The sequence below is a fragment of the Roseivirga ehrenbergii genome (assembly GCF_001593005.1).
GTDB lineage: Bacteria > Bacteroidota > Bacteroidia > Cytophagales > Cyclobacteriaceae > Roseivirga > Roseivirga ehrenbergii.
The window spans coordinates 125,212-141,046 of the sequence record NZ_LQZQ01000049.1 but is presented as its reverse complement, the minus strand read 5'-3'; the positions used below and the strand labels follow the sequence as shown (position 1 = coordinate 141,046).

Below are 15,835 nucleotides of genomic sequence, written 5' to 3'. Positions count from 1 at the left end.
ACATGAAAAAACTAATCGCATTACTCATCATTTTTGGCATTAGTACCATGACTTTCGCACAAGGAGAGAAGGAGATTTCACAAAAAACTTCTTCTGCATTCAAAAAGTATTTCAATCAAAATGAATACAAGGCCATTTTTGATATGTTTTCACCCGAAATGAAAACCGCTTTGCCTTTAGATCAGACTTTAACCTTTCTTGAAAATGTAAAGTCACAGGCTGGCACACTCAAAAATTTAGAATTTGTTAAATACGAACAAGGTACGGTGGCGCTATACAAAGCTCAATTCGATCGGACCATACTCGGTCTAAACCTTTCAACAGACCAAAACTCAAAAATCAACGGTTTACATTTAAAGCCCTATCAAGACGATAGTCAACCGATATTGGAGCGTAACATTTCGAGTTTAATACTACCCTTCAAAGGTGAATGGACAGTTTTCTGGGGAGGTGATACCGAAGAACTGAATTACCACGTAACCACTCCTGCACAAAAAGGAGCTTTTGACTTCTTAATCATGGATGAAAATGGTAAATCCTTCAGCGGTGACGGAAGTAAAAACGAAGATTATTATGCTTTTGGTAAAGAGCTATTGGCACCTGCGGCTGGCGAAGTAGTTTTGGCAGTGGATGGAGTTAAAGACAACAAACCAGGCACTATGAACCCTTTTTTCGTGACTGGTAATACTGTAATCATTAAAACGGCCAATAATGAATACCTCCTGCTCGCTCACTTCAAACAACATTCAATCAAAGTAAAACAAGGCGACCAAGTAACCCAAGGACAGGTGTTGGGACTGAGTGGAAATTCAGGCAATTCTTCTGAACCGCACCTTCATTTCCATATTCAAAACATGGAAGAAATGAGTCAAGCCACTGGGGCTAAAAGTTATTTCAAAAGCATTAAGGTAAACGGAAAAGTAAAAACAGACTACTCTCCCATTAAAGGCGATCGCATTTCAAATTAAGAACATTTAACTCGGATTGAAAACGGGGATTTGGCTAAAGCTGAAACCCCGTTTTCATCACCAAATAAAGTGATTTTCTATCCTTATTTCTTTGTGGGTATATAGTTTGACGGCAGCATTTCATACACGCCTTTATTGCCCAAATAGCCATAAGTCATAATAGAAAGTGGGTCTTTCAGCACACCGTTCGGATAAACAATGGCCCTTGTTCCAATGACTTTTATGTAACTCAAAGGAGTGGTTTCTAATTCTTCAGTTCCAGGTCCCACATAAAAAACCTCAATTACGCCATCAAAGCTCAACTCGTAGAATTCCTTTTCTTTATGATAGGTTAAATGGACATTTCCTTCTGAATACCCTGTTGAATCGATTCGAATCACTTCGGTCTTTCTACTCATTTTTTTTGAATCGAATGACGAAGGGTTATAGTTGGTAAGGCTTGCTAAAAAATTCTCTTCTGCCACTTTATTCTCTATCAAACTACGCAAAAAATGCGTTAATGAACCGTTGTAAGCTTTTTCTCTATTAGTCTCCCACTGCTCTTGTTGTTCCTCATTTTCGGGCTTCATTTCTGTAAAAACAGGGTAACCAAAAAACGATTTCGCTCTATCGGCCATATAAAATGCAAAATTGTAGTAGTCAATCTGATAGCCAAGGTGCTGATTAACAAAATTGAGATCATAGTTTGCGCTATAGATCGTGCTTTTAGAAGTCAAGTCTTTTAGGTCGATGATTTCTGCATTTGTAAGCTCAATATCCTTGTCATCATAGCCAGTGCCTAAAACCATATTGTAAAAGTCGCCTATCTCTCTCCGTCTTTTCCGTGCAACTCTACCTTTGCCCTTCGTGCTTATCTCAACTTGATCAAGTTCAACTACTGCTGGATCGAGCTTTATAATTAAGGATTCAGGAAGCCTTTTCGGGTCATACACCAATATTCTATTTTCATAAGCAACGTGAGAAACCACAATATTGAGGCTCTCATTGGGCAGGTCTTTAATCTCAAAATAGCCGTCCTGATCGGATATGCTTCCCAAAGATGTACCCACTAAAGCAACCGTACAATAGCTGATGGGATTTCCACTCTCTTTCTCTACTACCCTACCTTTCAGTACTCTAATTTGGCCAAAGCCTTCTTGTGAAACTAAAGTCAAGCTGCTTATAATAAGCATTAAGCTGAACAAGAATCTAAATCTAACCATGTTTATTTCTTTTCGATTTTATAGCTTTTCACCAAATGAAAGGGTTCACCCGACATTGAAAGTCCTTGAACGTCAATCATCACTTCTGTATCCGTATCGCTATTCCAAAAGTCAAATGAGATTTCACCGTCTTCAATCAGTAACATCGGTTTCCAAAAAAGCACTACCCTACGGTCTGGCTGGTTATGTGTTGGTTCCTTCACATCGTATTTTGGAGCATAAAACTCCCTTGGTTTATCATAACCATTCTTTAGCTTTTTGGTGATCACATTTTTGGCTCCCTCTTCTTTAGAATAAAAAGCCAATACCCAACCTAATGGTTGCCCTCCAATGACAGTTTCTTCAAAGTAAGCCTCCACACGATCAATCATGCTTGGTGACATGGAAACTATATGATCATACATTACCAGTTTATCATCCAACAAAAGGCGCGGCATATTATCATTCCCTGTAGCCCCCTTTCCCTCTTTTGCATTTCCCCCAGGATTTCTGATACTAACGTAGTTAGTCATACGTCCAGCTCCATCGAATGTGGCTAGATTATCCTGACTACCATTATTACCAGCAATATTGGTTCTAAAACCAGGGATTCTAAGTTCTAATACATCAAATGGGTTAATATAGGTCTTTATATTAATGTCGTTGAAATTAATCACATAATTACTAGGTCCATAAACACTAGTTGCCATTCGAGAAACGGTTTCTCCTCGCTTTTTTCCTTCTACAGTTACAGAACCTAGGTCCCTGAACATAAGGGAGTCAAAACCATAGGTAACCACATAGGATTTGCGGAAGTTACTTTTTTCTGTATAGCTTGTAATCTCTTCTGGTTTAATCTCTTGTGTTTCAAAACGTGATTTAAAGGCCGAACTGAGCGCAGGTGTATTCGTAGTGCTGTCCAACACAATTTTTACATATTTATCTCCTTTACGCCCCATACCACGCAAAATCACATTATCGGTATTAGAATATCTAAGATTATTAAAACTAAACTCCCCTTCTTCATCTGTCTGAGTTGTATTGAATAGTTCCATATTGTCTGTTTGACTGATCATGGTGATTTCACCCTCTGCCTGTGGTTTCTTTCCTGATGAATTCATCAACCTTCCAGATATAGACAGCCCCTTTTCCACTTGGTATTCTGGTTCGGGCAAACCTTGTAAGATTTCATCCCAAGAAAAACGTGTCCAGCCATGACTCATCATTACCAAATCCAAGTGTGCTTTTGCCTTTTCATTGTTGGGGTCAAAGTAATACATCGGGTTATCGATGTAGCCCTTAAGGTCAGAAGTGAGGAATAAATCAGAATAAATGGTTTGGTGGGGTGCTCTGTCGAGCGTTTGCCCCAGATCCAAAACACTTACAGAAAATAAACCTTCAACAGGCATTCCGTTCGATTCTTTTACATCAATTTTGGCAGTTACTTTACTTCTGGACTCATAAGTTTCCTGATCGGTACTCACCGTGATTTTTCCTTTGGGATTATCCACAAAAATCAGTCGTTCCAAAACAACATTCGATTGGCTATCGAATAAAGTAATGTGCGAAATACCGTTAGGAAAGTGGATTTTAGGCAAGGTAATCAGGTTCTCATTTTCTGTAAGTTTGAGCTCTAGGGCATAAATTAACTGACGCTTAGCATGAATGATTAAGCTATAGTTTTGCGCTTTGTTCGTGTTTTCATTAGATCGCAATTTCAGCTTTAAAAGGTTCATATTACTGTTGTCTACTTCAATAACAAAACCTCTATCTTCCACCGTTTGCAAAGGGAAACTTGTTGAACTGCCTTCAATTTTAGCACTGTACTTCTTCCCTATTTCTGGTGTGAATGAAAAAGTCCCCATTCCGTCATGCTCTGTTTTAAACTCTGTAATTTCGTTACCCGACTCGTCAGTCACCTGCCCCGTAACCGAAACACCTCTACCAGAAATATCAATGGCTTTAAAGGCAACTCTGCTCTTTACGTTATCTACCAAGTGGCCGCCTTCTGGAAAAAACTGAACGTCTACCTCACTACTATTTACTTGGGTTGGCGTCCATGAACCATCCATCACCACCAATTTCTTTTCGAACATAAAGGCCTCATCGAAATTCTTCATCCAGTTGGTGTAGGCTTTTAAAATATAAACCCCTCCTTTTAAATCGCTTGGTAATTTAATGTCGCCATTACCAAAACCGCCATTCGAATATATTTTCCGCTGCGCCAAAAGCTTATGTTCCGAATCATACAGATCGACCATAATGTTCTCACTCAATCCAGAGGGTTCAAGCGTTTTTCCATCAACCAAATAGGCTTGAAGCCACACCATTTCACCAGCCGAATAGTACTTTCTATCGGTATGAACATAGACTTTCTCGAAGGGAAAAGAGGTATCGTAATTTTCCAGCGACTGGCTAATCTCTTCAATGCCCGAAGCCTTTTGAGCGAACACCAAGCAACTCTGGCAAATTAGAATGAAGCAAATGGTCAGTTTGGATTTCATAAGGGTTAGATAAGGTTGAAAACAAGAACTACACAAAAAATAAAAACAACGTATAACTTAGTTCAATGTATTGAGTTACAGCATTATTTCAAAACCATAAAACACTTTATAATAAGAATGACCTTATTATGGTTAAATTTTTTATTACTAAAATTAATTTAAACTACTGAAACTCTAGAGCTAAAATGAACAATCACATTACTTACTAGAAAGTAGAACATATTAAAATTTGTTTTGTATGTTTGTTCTACAATCTAGTAAGTTATGAAAGAAACACGCTTAGGAGACTTTGAAGAAACACTTCTGCTCTTGGTTGGCATTTTAGATAAAGAAGCCTATGCTTTTAAAATTGCCGAAGAGTTTGAATCGCAAACTAATAGGGCCGTGTCCATTGGGGCGGTGCACTCTACCCTCAATCGATTAACAGAGAAAGGATTTCTGGAATCGGAAATGGGTGAATCTACTGCTGAACGTGGTGGGCGCAGAAAACGAATTTACACCATCACGGCTTCTGGTCAGACAACGCTACAAGAGGCTAGAGATTTTAAAATTGCTTTATGGAATCAGTTTCCGGCCTTTGCTGGTAGTAAACTAAACTTTAATGTTTAAGCCCCTTGCACTTCAGACCGTCATTGCGAGAAACAAGCTTCGCGGTAGCGGAAGTTTGTGACGAAGCAATCTCGAGATAACGATTATGAGATTGCTTCGGTCGCTCCATTGCTAGCGCAAAAGGACCTCTCTCGCAATGACGATTCATAAACAATGAAAAACACCAAAAACCATATCAGTCCTCCCCGATTGGCTGAAAAGCTGCTCAACTGGTTTATCAAAGATGAACTGGCAGAAGAGGTTTTGGGCGATTTGGACGAGAAATTCTATTCAACATTAAAACAACATTCAGCCCGAAAAGCAAAGCGCAATTATTGGTTTCAGGTCATTAACTATATGCGCCCCTTTGCTTTTAAATTCTTCAAAAACAAAAACTCATTTAACAACAACGCCATGATTAAGCACAATTTTAAAGTCAGCTTTAGACAGCTGATCAAAAACAAAGGCTACTCTTTTATTAACATATTTGGTCTTGCCATGGGTATAGTAGTGGCTATGCTCATCGGTTTGTGGGTTCAGGACGAACTCAATTACAACAAGTACCATAAAAACTATCAGCAAATTGTTCAGGTATTGCGGGCAGAAGACAACGGAGAAGGAGGTATTTCAGTAAGCAATTCGCTGACAACTGGAATGGGTACACTTATTAAAGAGTCCTTTCCCGATCAGATTGAAAGCCTGTTTATGGTCAGGTCGAGAACTCAAGCACCAGTAATCGGAAATGGAGAATTGAAATTTAGGCAGATCGGTGTTTTTCTTCAGCCAGAAGGCCCAGAAGCCTTAAGTCTAGAAATGATTTATGGAACAACTCAGGGGCTCAAAGAGAAAAGATCGATTCTGCTTTCTGAGTCATTATCAGCAAAACTATTTGACAATGAGAATCCCGTAGGAAAAAACGTTCAGATCAATTCTTCTGCCGACCTCTTGGTAGGCGGAGTTTATAAAGACCTGCCAAAAAACTCCAAGTTCAGTAATGCCACCTTCTTTTCCCGTCTATCATTATTACTTGGAGAAACACCAGAAGCATTCAATGTTTGGAACAATTACAATATTGATGTCTATATTCAGCTAGCCAACAATGTTGACCAAGATCATCTTTCAGCGCTCATTGCTGAAAAAGTAAAGAGCCATTATGATGATTGGGCTAAAGAATCAGGTCAAACCTTGTTTCTCCATCCAATGAAAGACTGGCATTTAAGGTCGGAATGGGAAGATGGAAAGCAAGTATTGAGTAGTGAAATGAAATTTGTGAGGCTGTATGGCGCCATCGGTATTTTCGTACTGCTTTTGGCTTGCATCAACTTTATGAATTTGAGCACCGCTCGCTCTGAAAAAAGAGCCAAAGAAGTGGGGATTAGGAAAACGTTAGGCTCAATGAGAAAACAGCTCATTTCTCAATTCTACATTGAGTCATTACTTTATACTTTGGCGGCCTTCTTAATTTCACTTTTACTACTTAAAGCATTACTACCTTGGTTTAATGAAACCGCAGGAAAAGCTATTGTCGCCCCTTGGAATATCGCTGAGTTTTGGTTGTTTGGTGTTGCATTCATAATCTTCACAGCACTCGTTGCGGGCTCCTACCCTGCCGCTTATCTTTCTAGTTTCAAACCACTCAAGGCGCTTAAAGGTGGACTTAAGTTTGGGAAAAGCGCATCCATTCCTCGTAAGGTGCTTGTAGTGTTTCAGTTCACTATTTCAATTGCTTTAATCATTGGCACCATAACCGTGAACAACCAGATTCAGGCAGCCAAAGATAGACCTATCGGATATTCGCCCAAAGGCATGATTACCTTAGCGCCAGCATCTCCTAACTTTAGAAATCAAAAAGAACTATTAAAGAAGGAAATTCTTAACACAGGTATGGCCGAAGCTGTCGGTTTCTCTGATTACTCGGTAACGAGCACCTTTGGCTGGAACCATGGTTTTTCTTGGGAAGGCATGGATCCCAACTACGATAAGTCATTCAACACAATTACCATTTCAAACGGATATGCTGATGCAGTAGACATGGAGTTTATTGCTGGGCGCGACTTCGACCCAAATTTAGAAACGGATAAAAATGCCATCATTATTAATGAGTCTGCTTTGAAGGAAATGAACCTTGATAACCCTATCGGAACGATAGTTAGGTACAACCCTGGATGGAGAGAAGCCAAAAATTACACAATTATTGGCGTGGTAAAAGACATGATCAAAGGTTCTCCTTTTCAGCAAACAGATCAATCGGTCATGTTTTTAGATCAGGAACAAGACTATATGAGTTATATGTTTATTAGGCTCAACCCAAATGTAAGCGCTAGCCAATCATTACCGGCAATTGAAAAAGTCTATAATGAAATACTTCCCGAAGCACCATTCGATTATCATTTTGCCGATGACGATTACAACAGAAAATTTGAGGCAGAATTGAGAATTGGTAGTCTGGCAAGCTTTTTCACATTGCTAGCGATTCTTATAAGTTGCTTGGGGTTATTCGGGCTTTCGGCATTCGTTGCGGAACAACGCACCAAAGAGATTGGCATTCGAAAAGTACTTGGTGCCAGTGTAATCAACCTATGGAAATTACTCTCGAAAGACTTTACCTTACTGGTTATAATCTCCTGCTTTGTTGCTATTCCAATTTCTTACAATGTTCTCCAAGGCTGGCTTGATGGCTACGAAGTAAAAACCCAATTGTATTGGTGGGTGTTTGCCATAGCTGGGGCTGGAGCCATTTTGGTGACTATTGTCACCGTGAGCTTTCAGGCCATTAAAGCAGCCATAGCAAATCCCGTAAAAAGTTTAAGGTCAGAATAACCATACTTACTTCTGGTCAGACTAATTCGTGTGGTCTGACCAGTGTTTTTTTCTTTTAATGACTGGCGTTACATTTCGTAACCTTTTGCCTACGACACGGTTTAAACATAAGACAGAACACAACCTCCACCCATGGCCTAATAATTGCTTATAAAAACACCTATGTTCAGATTTAAGAAGCGTACATTCCTATTATTAGTCACTTCAGTGTCTTGCTTCTTTCTTACTTCTTGTCGATATGAGGAACCTCCTATAACACATATCACAAATCCTGATTTTTTTACTACTTGGGTTTTTACAGAAGAAGAAGCCGTCTGTAGTCAAGGCAGCACCTATCCTAGCCGTAGTCAAGAAGAGCATATTGAATTAAAAACACTGATAAACTCAAGCTATGAATACACCGTAAATGGTGAACTCGTACAAAAAGGTACTTTCATAGCCCTAAGCGAAAAAATAACTTTTAGCCCTCCCATTTTCCCTAACAGTATTGACATCAACTCTACATACGTATTAACCGGACCCAACTTAGTAATTACAACCACAGAGCTTCTGAATTCAGGAAGCACCGAAACCTGTACGGTAAAGCGGAAATACAGCAGAAAACGGTAAGAGTTCTATTCGTCTGTCCAACTTTTTTTCTCCATAGCACTAGTTTTTCTTTCGGCCGTCATCCAATAGAAAAAATAGCAATATGACTTACAAAATCATTTCAGGATTTTTCGTTTCAGTGGCCATCATCGCTGGACTTTGGGTGAATAGAAGCAAACCTCAGGTCGTAGAAACTCAACTTCCACCTGCCTTCGAAGAATTTGACAAAGACAACACCACTATATACATTGATGGAGAGAATGTGGTTATCGAATCGAACGGGATGCCCAAAAGAACAAGGTACTTAAATAAAAACTTAATTATTTTTCAAAAGACCACAAGTTTTAGAAGACAATAGCATCCAATAGAAAAACAATCATTATGAATTATAAAACAGCATTCCCAATCTTTTTAATGACTTGCTTAGCATTAAGCTGCGGCAACTCTGACGACTCAGGCGATACCGAAATTGATGCAGAATTATCAACCGCTTTTGCAGAATTTGACACAGACAACCTGACCATTTATATTGACGGAAGCAATGTGGTGATCGAAACCAATGGTTTACCCAATCACACCTCTCCTTATTGGTCCAATACCACGGCAAGAACTACTGATGGGATTTCAACCTCTGCGGCATCGTCAAACCATGCACTATTTGTGGAACCAACCGTAACCTCATTTGCGCAAATGGCTCCTGGTAATATCGATGATTTCAATGGTTCTTACACTTTGAGAGTTCCAGCCAGTCCAACTAAAGCCAGTAGTAGTTCTGCCACTGGTTTAGGAGCTATCGGCATTGCCATTAGTGGCGCTGTAATTTACAACGATCAAGAAGGCCCTAATGTGCCGCTTGACAATGCTGCGCCCTCATTAGACTACACAGGAGCACATACTGGTCCACAGAGTTATCATTATCATTTGGAGCCAAAAGCCTGGTCTAATGATGATGAGAAGCTAATTGGGATTATTTCTGACGGCTTCTTTTTATATGGAAGAAAGTGTAACTCCATAGATACCTACCCTACTGATTTGGATGCTTCAGGTGGACATACTAGCACAACCCAGCACCATTCAGAGGCGGTATATCATTACCATACTCAAAATGAATTATACTTAAACCAGTACTATATTTTATTCCCTGGCAATTATCAAGGCACTCCAAATGCGATCAATTAAAATCATATTAGGACTATTGTTTCTCACTGCAATCTGCTCTTTTGGGTTTCGTAAAAACCTTGAATCAAAAAGGACAACCCTGAAAATCAATAGTAAACTTCTGGTTTTAGATGCCAATCACGGATTATTCCTTTATAAGGATTCTCCTTTTAGCGGAACAGCCATAAGCTATTCCGAAAATGGTCTTGAATCCGAATTAGCGAATTTCTCGAAAGGGAAACGTGATGGACTTTTAACCAAATACTTTCCAGATGGATCTAAAAGTTTTGAGGCTAATTATACTGATGGGCTGCTTGAAGGTAAAAGCTATTCTTGGTGGAGCAACGGCAATCTAAGATCAGAATCCACCTATTTGAATGGGGTATTACACGGTGTCCAAAAGAAATGGTATCAGTCTAGTGTATTGTTTAAGGAAACCAATCTAGAAAATGGTAAAGAAGTAGGTATTCAAAGGGCATGGCGTGAAAATGGAAAAATCTATGTGAATTACGAAGCGAAAAACGGACGCATATTCGGTTTACAAAGGGCCAACTTATGTTACCAATTAAACGATGAAACCCTGACCTATGAAGACTAAACTAGCCATACTAAGCCTTGTCATTTTCTCTTTTGCTTGTTCAAAAACAGGAACAGAAGAGACAGAAGTAAGCAGCAGAACGGAAACGCTGCCTTATTATCATGAAGCCACTTTTACACCCGATTGGATTGAACCGGGAAGCGACTCTCTTAAAAACTATCACCGAATTCCAGGTTATACTTTAATCAATCAATTAGGCGACACGGTTACAGAGAAAACGCTAGCTGGTAAAATATACGTTACCGACTTTTTCTTTACTACCTGTCCAGGTATTTGCCCTAAAATGACTTCCAATATGGAATTGGTGCAACAAGCCTTTATAGACGATGATGAAATCATGCTGCTTTCACATTCAGTTACTCCTGAATGGGATCAACCCGAAGTGTTAAAGGAATATGCTGAAACCAAAGGGATCAATTCAGACAAATGGATTTTGCTCACAGGTGACAGAAAAACCATTTACGATTTAGGTAGAAAATCATACTTTGTTGAAGAAGACCAAGGTATTGAAAGAACAGAGGATGAATTTCTTCATACTGAAAACTTTGTTTTGGTAGATCAAAACAGACACATCAGGGGCATCTATAACGGCCTGAACAAAGTAGCTATAAACCAATTGATTGCCGACATTAAAACACTGAAAAACGAAAGTAGTTTGCCTTAATCAATGCGTGGCCACCCAAACAAAACGGTTTGATATTAGACGTATAAATAGTTAATATCAAACCGTTTTTCATTTATCACCTTTGCCAAATCTATGATCAAGCTCAGAGCATATTCTATTTCCTTACTCGCCTTCCTTATCTTCACCGGTTGTTCTCCTAAAAAAGAAGAGCCAGCAAAAACAGTAGTAATTCAAGGAGAGCTTATCAACTTCGATAACGCCACCAAAACCCTAAGCGCCAGAGGCAGCCTAGCAAGTTTAACAGGCATTCAAAACGTTGAGCTTTCTGTAGATGCCAACAATCGTTTCTCTACTTCTTTTGTATTGGAAGAAGAAGGTTATTTTAGTGTGGGAAGAAATCAACTCTACTTAAGCCCTGGTGACAGCTTGGTGGTGAGTCTTGATTATATGGATCCGAACAAGGCTATTTTTGAAGGCAAAGGTGCAGAAGTAAACCGCTATTTAATGGACGTTCCCTTTCCGAAAAGCGGTTCCTACCTTTCGGGCGGAAGAGAGGTTAAATCTCCTGATGTGCAAGACATCGTCAAACTGGCCGAAACAGAAAACACGACCCGGTTAAGCAAACTAGAAAACATGAAAAATGCTTCCGCTAAGTTTATAGAATTTGAAAAACTTAGACTCGATTTAGATTACATCAACACTTTAGAAAGCTTCCCGATTTACGCCAGTTTTAAAGATTACTTTGAGTTTAGTGATGAAAATTGGATTAAGGCCATGACACCTGCCAAAGAAATTCTGAATGAAAAAACAGCCAACTTAGACCAGAATAAATATATGGAACACCCTAATTTCAGAGATATGCTAGGAGTATTCGCTAAGGAAGAATTCAGAAATAGTGGCTTTTTTACTGATTTCACCCTAACACCAGAAATGAAGGAATTCCAAAAAACAGAGTCCTTTCTATACTCTCTCAAAAATGCGGGTTTAGTAGATAGTATTGTAGTTCAATCGAAAACCGTAATGGCCGAATTGAAAAACCCGGACTACCAAAACGCCATTGAATACACCCTGTCTTCTTACAATAGCCTCGACCCCGGACATGCCGCCTATGATTTTGTAATGAACACCAAAAACGGTGAAAAGCACCCGCTTTCTCAATACAAGGGCAAAGTCATTTATGTCGATTTTTGGGCAACATGGTGCGGCCCTTGTATAGCGGAAGAACCAGCCTATGAAAAACTCAAAGAAGATTATAAAGAAAAAGACATCGAGTTTCTTTCTGTTTCCATTGACACGAACGTTAAGGCCTGGGAAAACTACATTCAGAAAAAAGGATGGACGGAAAAGACCTATTTAATCAGTCAGGCAAAATTGGCCGATTACAAAATCAACGGCATTCCACGCTACCTTCTTATTGACGAGAATTTTAATATTGTAACCGCCTTTGCTCCTCGCCCTTCAGAAGAGAAAGTACGCACCATGATAGACGAGCTGCTCTAAAAGATATTCATCACCACAACCAAAAGGGAACTGCTTAGGTAGCTCCCTTTTTTTATGTCTTGTCGTCACCATCTTCAAAATCATTTTTATATATCGAGAATTATAGATATGTTTGAGTCATGGATTTAAAGCTAGCGACTGAAATAGCAAAATGCCTTTCAAACCCAACGCGGTTACAGATCATGGAATGGTTGAAGGAGCCAGAAACTCACTTCCCCCCACATGAAACATTACAGCATTTTAATGATGGAGTATGCGTAACCTACATTCAAGAAAAGGCAGGTCTCTCTCAGTCAACCATTTCGACTTACCTAACCAATATGGAAAAGTGTTCTTTATTGGTTTTAACACGTCATGGTAAATGGTCATACTTTAAACGCAATGAAGAGACCTTAAAAGAGTTCTCCGAGTTCATTTTATAAAAAATTTTAATTATCAAATCTATATATAGAGATATGTAAATGCTATGAATATCGTGTATGACATATTAGGATGGACCGGGTCCGCACTAATAATTTCTGCCTACGCTTTGACTTTAAAGGAACAAAACCGCTGGTTGAACCTCGGGAAATACCTCAACCTACTGGGCGGCCTTTTAATTGCCATCAACTGTTTCCATTACAATGCAATTCCCCCATTTGTAACTAACTTACTATGGAGTGTGATTGCCACTTTAACTATTTATAGATCAAGAAAGAAAACACTATTAAAAAGTTCAGTTCAAACGAAATTATAAGAGATGAAAATTTTAATCATAGGAGGCAATGGTACAATCGGAAAGAAAGTATCTGCCCATTTTAGAGAAAAGAACGAAGTATTTGTTGGCGCAAGAACCAATGGGGATGTACAAATTGACATTGCTGATATTGCATCCATTACATCTGCTTTAGAAGGTTTAGGAAAATTAGACGCCATTATCTGTATTGCTGGCGAAGCCAAATGGGCCAACTTCAATGAGCTTTCAGAAGAAGATTATTATATCGGATTAAGAAGCAAATTGATGGGGCAAGTCAACCTTGTCAGAATTGGTCAGAACTATCTAAACCCAGAAGGTTCGATTACACTTTCAACAGGTATTTTAGCCGATGATCCGGTCATCAAAACTACGAGTGCGACCATGGTCAATGGCGGAATTCACAGCTTTGTACAAGCGGTTGATCTAGAAATGGAAAATGACATTAGAGTAAACGTGGTCTCGCTCGGTATGGTAGAAGATGCTTACGACAAGTACAAAGACTATTTTCCTGGCCATAATCCAATTCCGATGAACAAAGCCATCAACGCTTATGTAAGAAGTGTAAATGGTAGAGGTCGTGGCGAAGTGATCAGGGTTTATGAATAGCAGTATTCACCATCTAAAAAACTCCACTAGCAATTCTCTGAATTCTTCTTTTCATTTAAAATACCTATACTCATTCGACCCTATTTATCGAAAAACACTATGAAAAACCTATTGCAAAAAACCACCTCCTTACTTGTACTCACTGCTGTACTTTTTGCCTGTAAGCCAGAAGTAAAAGTAGCACCCGATAGCTTTACTGTAACTGGAACCATCGAAGGGCTCGACACTGAATACATGTCGAGAAGCTATAAGGATGCCGAGGGAAATAGAGTTTCTGACTCCATTTTTGTGGAGAATGGAAAGTTTACCTACACCGCAAAAATCAGTGAACCGGAATTTATTGTTTTTTGGCCGAATGTGGAAAATACCATCAAAAGAACCGACAGAGGCTATTACCCAGCCAAATCTTCTCAATTTGCTTTTCTAGCAGCTCCCGGAGATTACATCGAGTTTAAAGGAGAGGTAACCGATTTTGTAGACGCCTACCCTACCGGAACTCCAGCTAATAACGATTTGGCGAGCATCAACAGTGAAATTTTTCCGCTATTGAATCAAGCTGTGAACATGCAGTTAGAGCAAAACAAGCTAGAAGACACCGACCCACGTTATCAAGTGCTTACCGATTCGATGAACCTACTGAATGAGAAAGTGGACGAAATTAAAAAAGAGTTTGTGGCCTCTAACCCAAAGTCAGAAGCCGCTGCTTGGTACTTGTCAGATATGATGGTACGCAGTCAGGTATCACAAGATGAGGCAATAAAAATCTTTAAGTCTTTCGATAAAGGCTTGGCAGGATACACTTACTACGAGGCTGTAGCGCAAAGAGTAGAAGGAATTGAATCTACTATGGAAGGAAAAATCATTCCGAATTTCACCAGTAATGCCACACCAAATGGCGAGACTTTTGAGCTTTACAGTTTAAAAGGAAAATATGTATTGGTAGATTTCTGGGGAACATGGTGTGCGCCTTGTATTGCAGAAATGCCAACCGTAAAAGAGTACCAAGAGAAATACAAAGATCAGTTAGTCATCTTGGGCATCAACAGCGGAGACAGCATGGAAAAGATGATTCAGTTTCTTGATAAATACGACTACGATTGGCAACAGGTATTGGCCCAAAACGAAACCGAAGATCTTGTGCTAAAACTAAATGTAGCGGGCTTCCCTACCAAATTCATTTTAGACCCCGAAGGAAAAATCATTAAGCGCTTTGTAGGTAGTACCGAAGAGGCTTTTGATGTTTTAGATGAGATTTTGGAATAATATTTCAGAATAATATAGAGCATAAGAAAAGGCCATTCTAATGATTAGAATGGCCTTTGTATTTCATCAGCCTCCAGAGGCTAATTACTATTATCAAATAGTAAGCTTACTTTAATGGCACCAAGTGTGCTTTCCAATTAGCGGGAATATCATCAATTCCATATACATTCAATCCAGCTTGAGAAGCACTTGCTGATGACCGAAGAAGTGTTTCATTAATGAATTCACTTTCCAGCTTATACATGGCTCCAGTGGCAGGGTCTACTATCAGCATACCTACTACTCCACCCAGTAGTAAATTACCCCAATACCAACCATCAACTTTAAAAGTTATAGGTACAATTTTTTCATCATAACCTGCTTTTGAGAACTTTACTTGGTAAGCCGCTCTTTTAAAGAATCCATCGCCCGACTTCAGCACTACTGTTGCGGGTGTATTGCCTTTGTAAATTTCTGTGCCCCTTGCATCCGTTACTGATATAGTAGAAGCTGGATTACTATTGATGCTAACAGGATAAGTACTTCGACTTAAGATACTAGCACAGCTCGATAAAACCACGGTCATTACCATGATTGAGAGTAGAGATAATTGTTTTTTCATTGTGTTGTATTGTGTTGTTATGTTAAAAAATAATTGAGTTTTCAGTTTGAAATAAGAATAGTCAAAAAAAAATGAGTCTTGAATTTAAACGATGCAAAC

Annotated in this window: 16 protein-coding genes; 13 read left to right on the top strand and 3 right to left on the bottom strand. The window is 39.2% G+C overall.

The window, feature by feature from the left end; translation table 11 throughout:
• Positions 1-2 precede the first annotated feature (2 nt).
• Positions 3-968 (top strand): M23 family metallopeptidase, encoded by a 966-nt coding sequence (locus MB14_RS15030; protein ID WP_062593015.1) that lies wholly within the window; start codon positions 3-5, stop codon positions 966-968.
• 83 nt (positions 969-1,051) lie between these two features.
• Here the strand turns inward: MB14_RS15030 and MB14_RS15025 are convergent, their stop codons facing one another.
• Entirely contained in the window at positions 1,052-2,170 is a 1,119-nt protein-coding gene (locus MB14_RS15025) for a carboxypeptidase-like regulatory domain-containing protein (RefSeq protein ID WP_062593013.1), read from the bottom strand.
• A gap of 2 nt (positions 2,171-2,172) precedes the next feature.
• Positions 2,173-4,653, bottom strand: a complete 2,481-nt coding sequence (locus tag MB14_RS15020; RefSeq protein ID WP_062593011.1) for a hypothetical protein — start codon at positions 4,651-4,653, stop codon at positions 2,173-2,175.
• 264 nt (positions 4,654-4,917) lie between these two features.
• Here MB14_RS15020 and MB14_RS15015 point away from each other — a divergent pair, with 264 nt between their 5' ends.
• The 12 genes from MB14_RS15015 (at position 4,918) to MB14_RS14965 (ending at position 15,135) form a co-directional block, all read left to right on the top strand.
• Positions 4,918-5,262, top strand: a complete 345-nt coding sequence (locus MB14_RS15015) for a PadR family transcriptional regulator (RefSeq protein ID WP_062593010.1) — start codon at positions 4,918-4,920, stop codon at positions 5,260-5,262.
• A gap of 153 nt (positions 5,263-5,415) precedes the next feature.
• Positions 5,416-8,061 carry an ABC transporter permease gene (locus MB14_RS15010; protein ID WP_062593008.1) on the top strand — a complete coding sequence of 882 codons (2,646 nt, stop codon included), beginning with the start codon at positions 5,416-5,418 and terminating at the stop codon, positions 8,059-8,061.
• 162 nt (positions 8,062-8,223) lie between these two features.
• A complete protein-coding gene (locus MB14_RS15005; protein ID WP_132643962.1) occupies positions 8,224-8,670 on the top strand; it encodes a hypothetical protein in 447 nt (148 codons plus the stop codon).
• Positions 8,671-8,752: 82 nt separating this feature from the next.
• Positions 8,753-9,007 (top strand): hypothetical protein, encoded by a 255-nt coding sequence (locus MB14_RS15000; RefSeq protein WP_062593004.1) that lies wholly within the window; start codon positions 8,753-8,755, stop codon positions 9,005-9,007.
• 23 nt (positions 9,008-9,030) lie between these two features.
• Positions 9,031-9,828: a YHYH protein gene (locus tag MB14_RS14995; RefSeq protein WP_062593002.1), complete on the top strand. Its 798-nt coding sequence runs from the start codon at positions 9,031-9,033 to the stop codon at positions 9,826-9,828.
• A complete protein-coding gene (locus tag MB14_RS14990; protein WP_132643961.1) occupies positions 9,815-10,405 on the top strand; it encodes a toxin-antitoxin system YwqK family antitoxin in 591 nt (196 codons plus the stop codon). The genes MB14_RS14995 and MB14_RS14990 overlap by 14 nt, the downstream gene beginning before the upstream one ends.
• Entirely contained in the window at positions 10,395-11,069 is a 675-nt protein-coding gene (locus MB14_RS14985; RefSeq protein ID WP_062593000.1) for an SCO family protein, read from the top strand. The genes MB14_RS14990 and MB14_RS14985 overlap by 11 nt, the downstream gene beginning before the upstream one ends.
• A gap of 93 nt (positions 11,070-11,162) precedes the next feature.
• A complete protein-coding gene (locus MB14_RS14980; protein WP_062592997.1) occupies positions 11,163-12,530 on the top strand; it encodes a TlpA family protein disulfide reductase in 1,368 nt (455 codons plus the stop codon).
• 119 nt (positions 12,531-12,649) lie between these two features.
• Positions 12,650-12,952 (top strand): ArsR/SmtB family transcription factor, encoded by a 303-nt coding sequence (locus tag MB14_RS14975; protein ID WP_062592995.1) that lies wholly within the window; start codon positions 12,650-12,652, stop codon positions 12,950-12,952.
• A 44-nt stretch (positions 12,953-12,996) separates the two neighbouring features.
• On the top strand, positions 12,997-13,266 hold the full coding sequence (locus MB14_RS19260; RefSeq protein ID WP_084376101.1) for a CBU_0592 family membrane protein: 270 nt from the start codon (positions 12,997-12,999) through the stop codon (positions 13,264-13,266).
• Between the two features lie 3 nt (positions 13,267-13,269).
• Positions 13,270-13,872, top strand: coding sequence for a short chain dehydrogenase (locus MB14_RS14970; RefSeq protein WP_062592993.1), 603 nt, complete (start codon positions 13,270-13,272; stop codon positions 13,870-13,872).
• A gap of 99 nt (positions 13,873-13,971) precedes the next feature.
• Complete coding sequence (locus tag MB14_RS14965; RefSeq protein ID WP_062592991.1) at positions 13,972-15,135, top strand: TlpA disulfide reductase family protein; 1,164 nt, start codon at positions 13,972-13,974, stop codon at positions 15,133-15,135.
• A gap of 106 nt (positions 15,136-15,241) precedes the next feature.
• Here MB14_RS14965 and MB14_RS14960 read toward each other — a convergent pair whose 3' ends face one another.
• Entirely contained in the window at positions 15,242-15,736 is a 495-nt protein-coding gene (locus MB14_RS14960) for a hypothetical protein (protein ID WP_062592990.1), read from the bottom strand.
• Between the last annotated feature and the right edge of the window lie 99 nt (positions 15,737-15,835).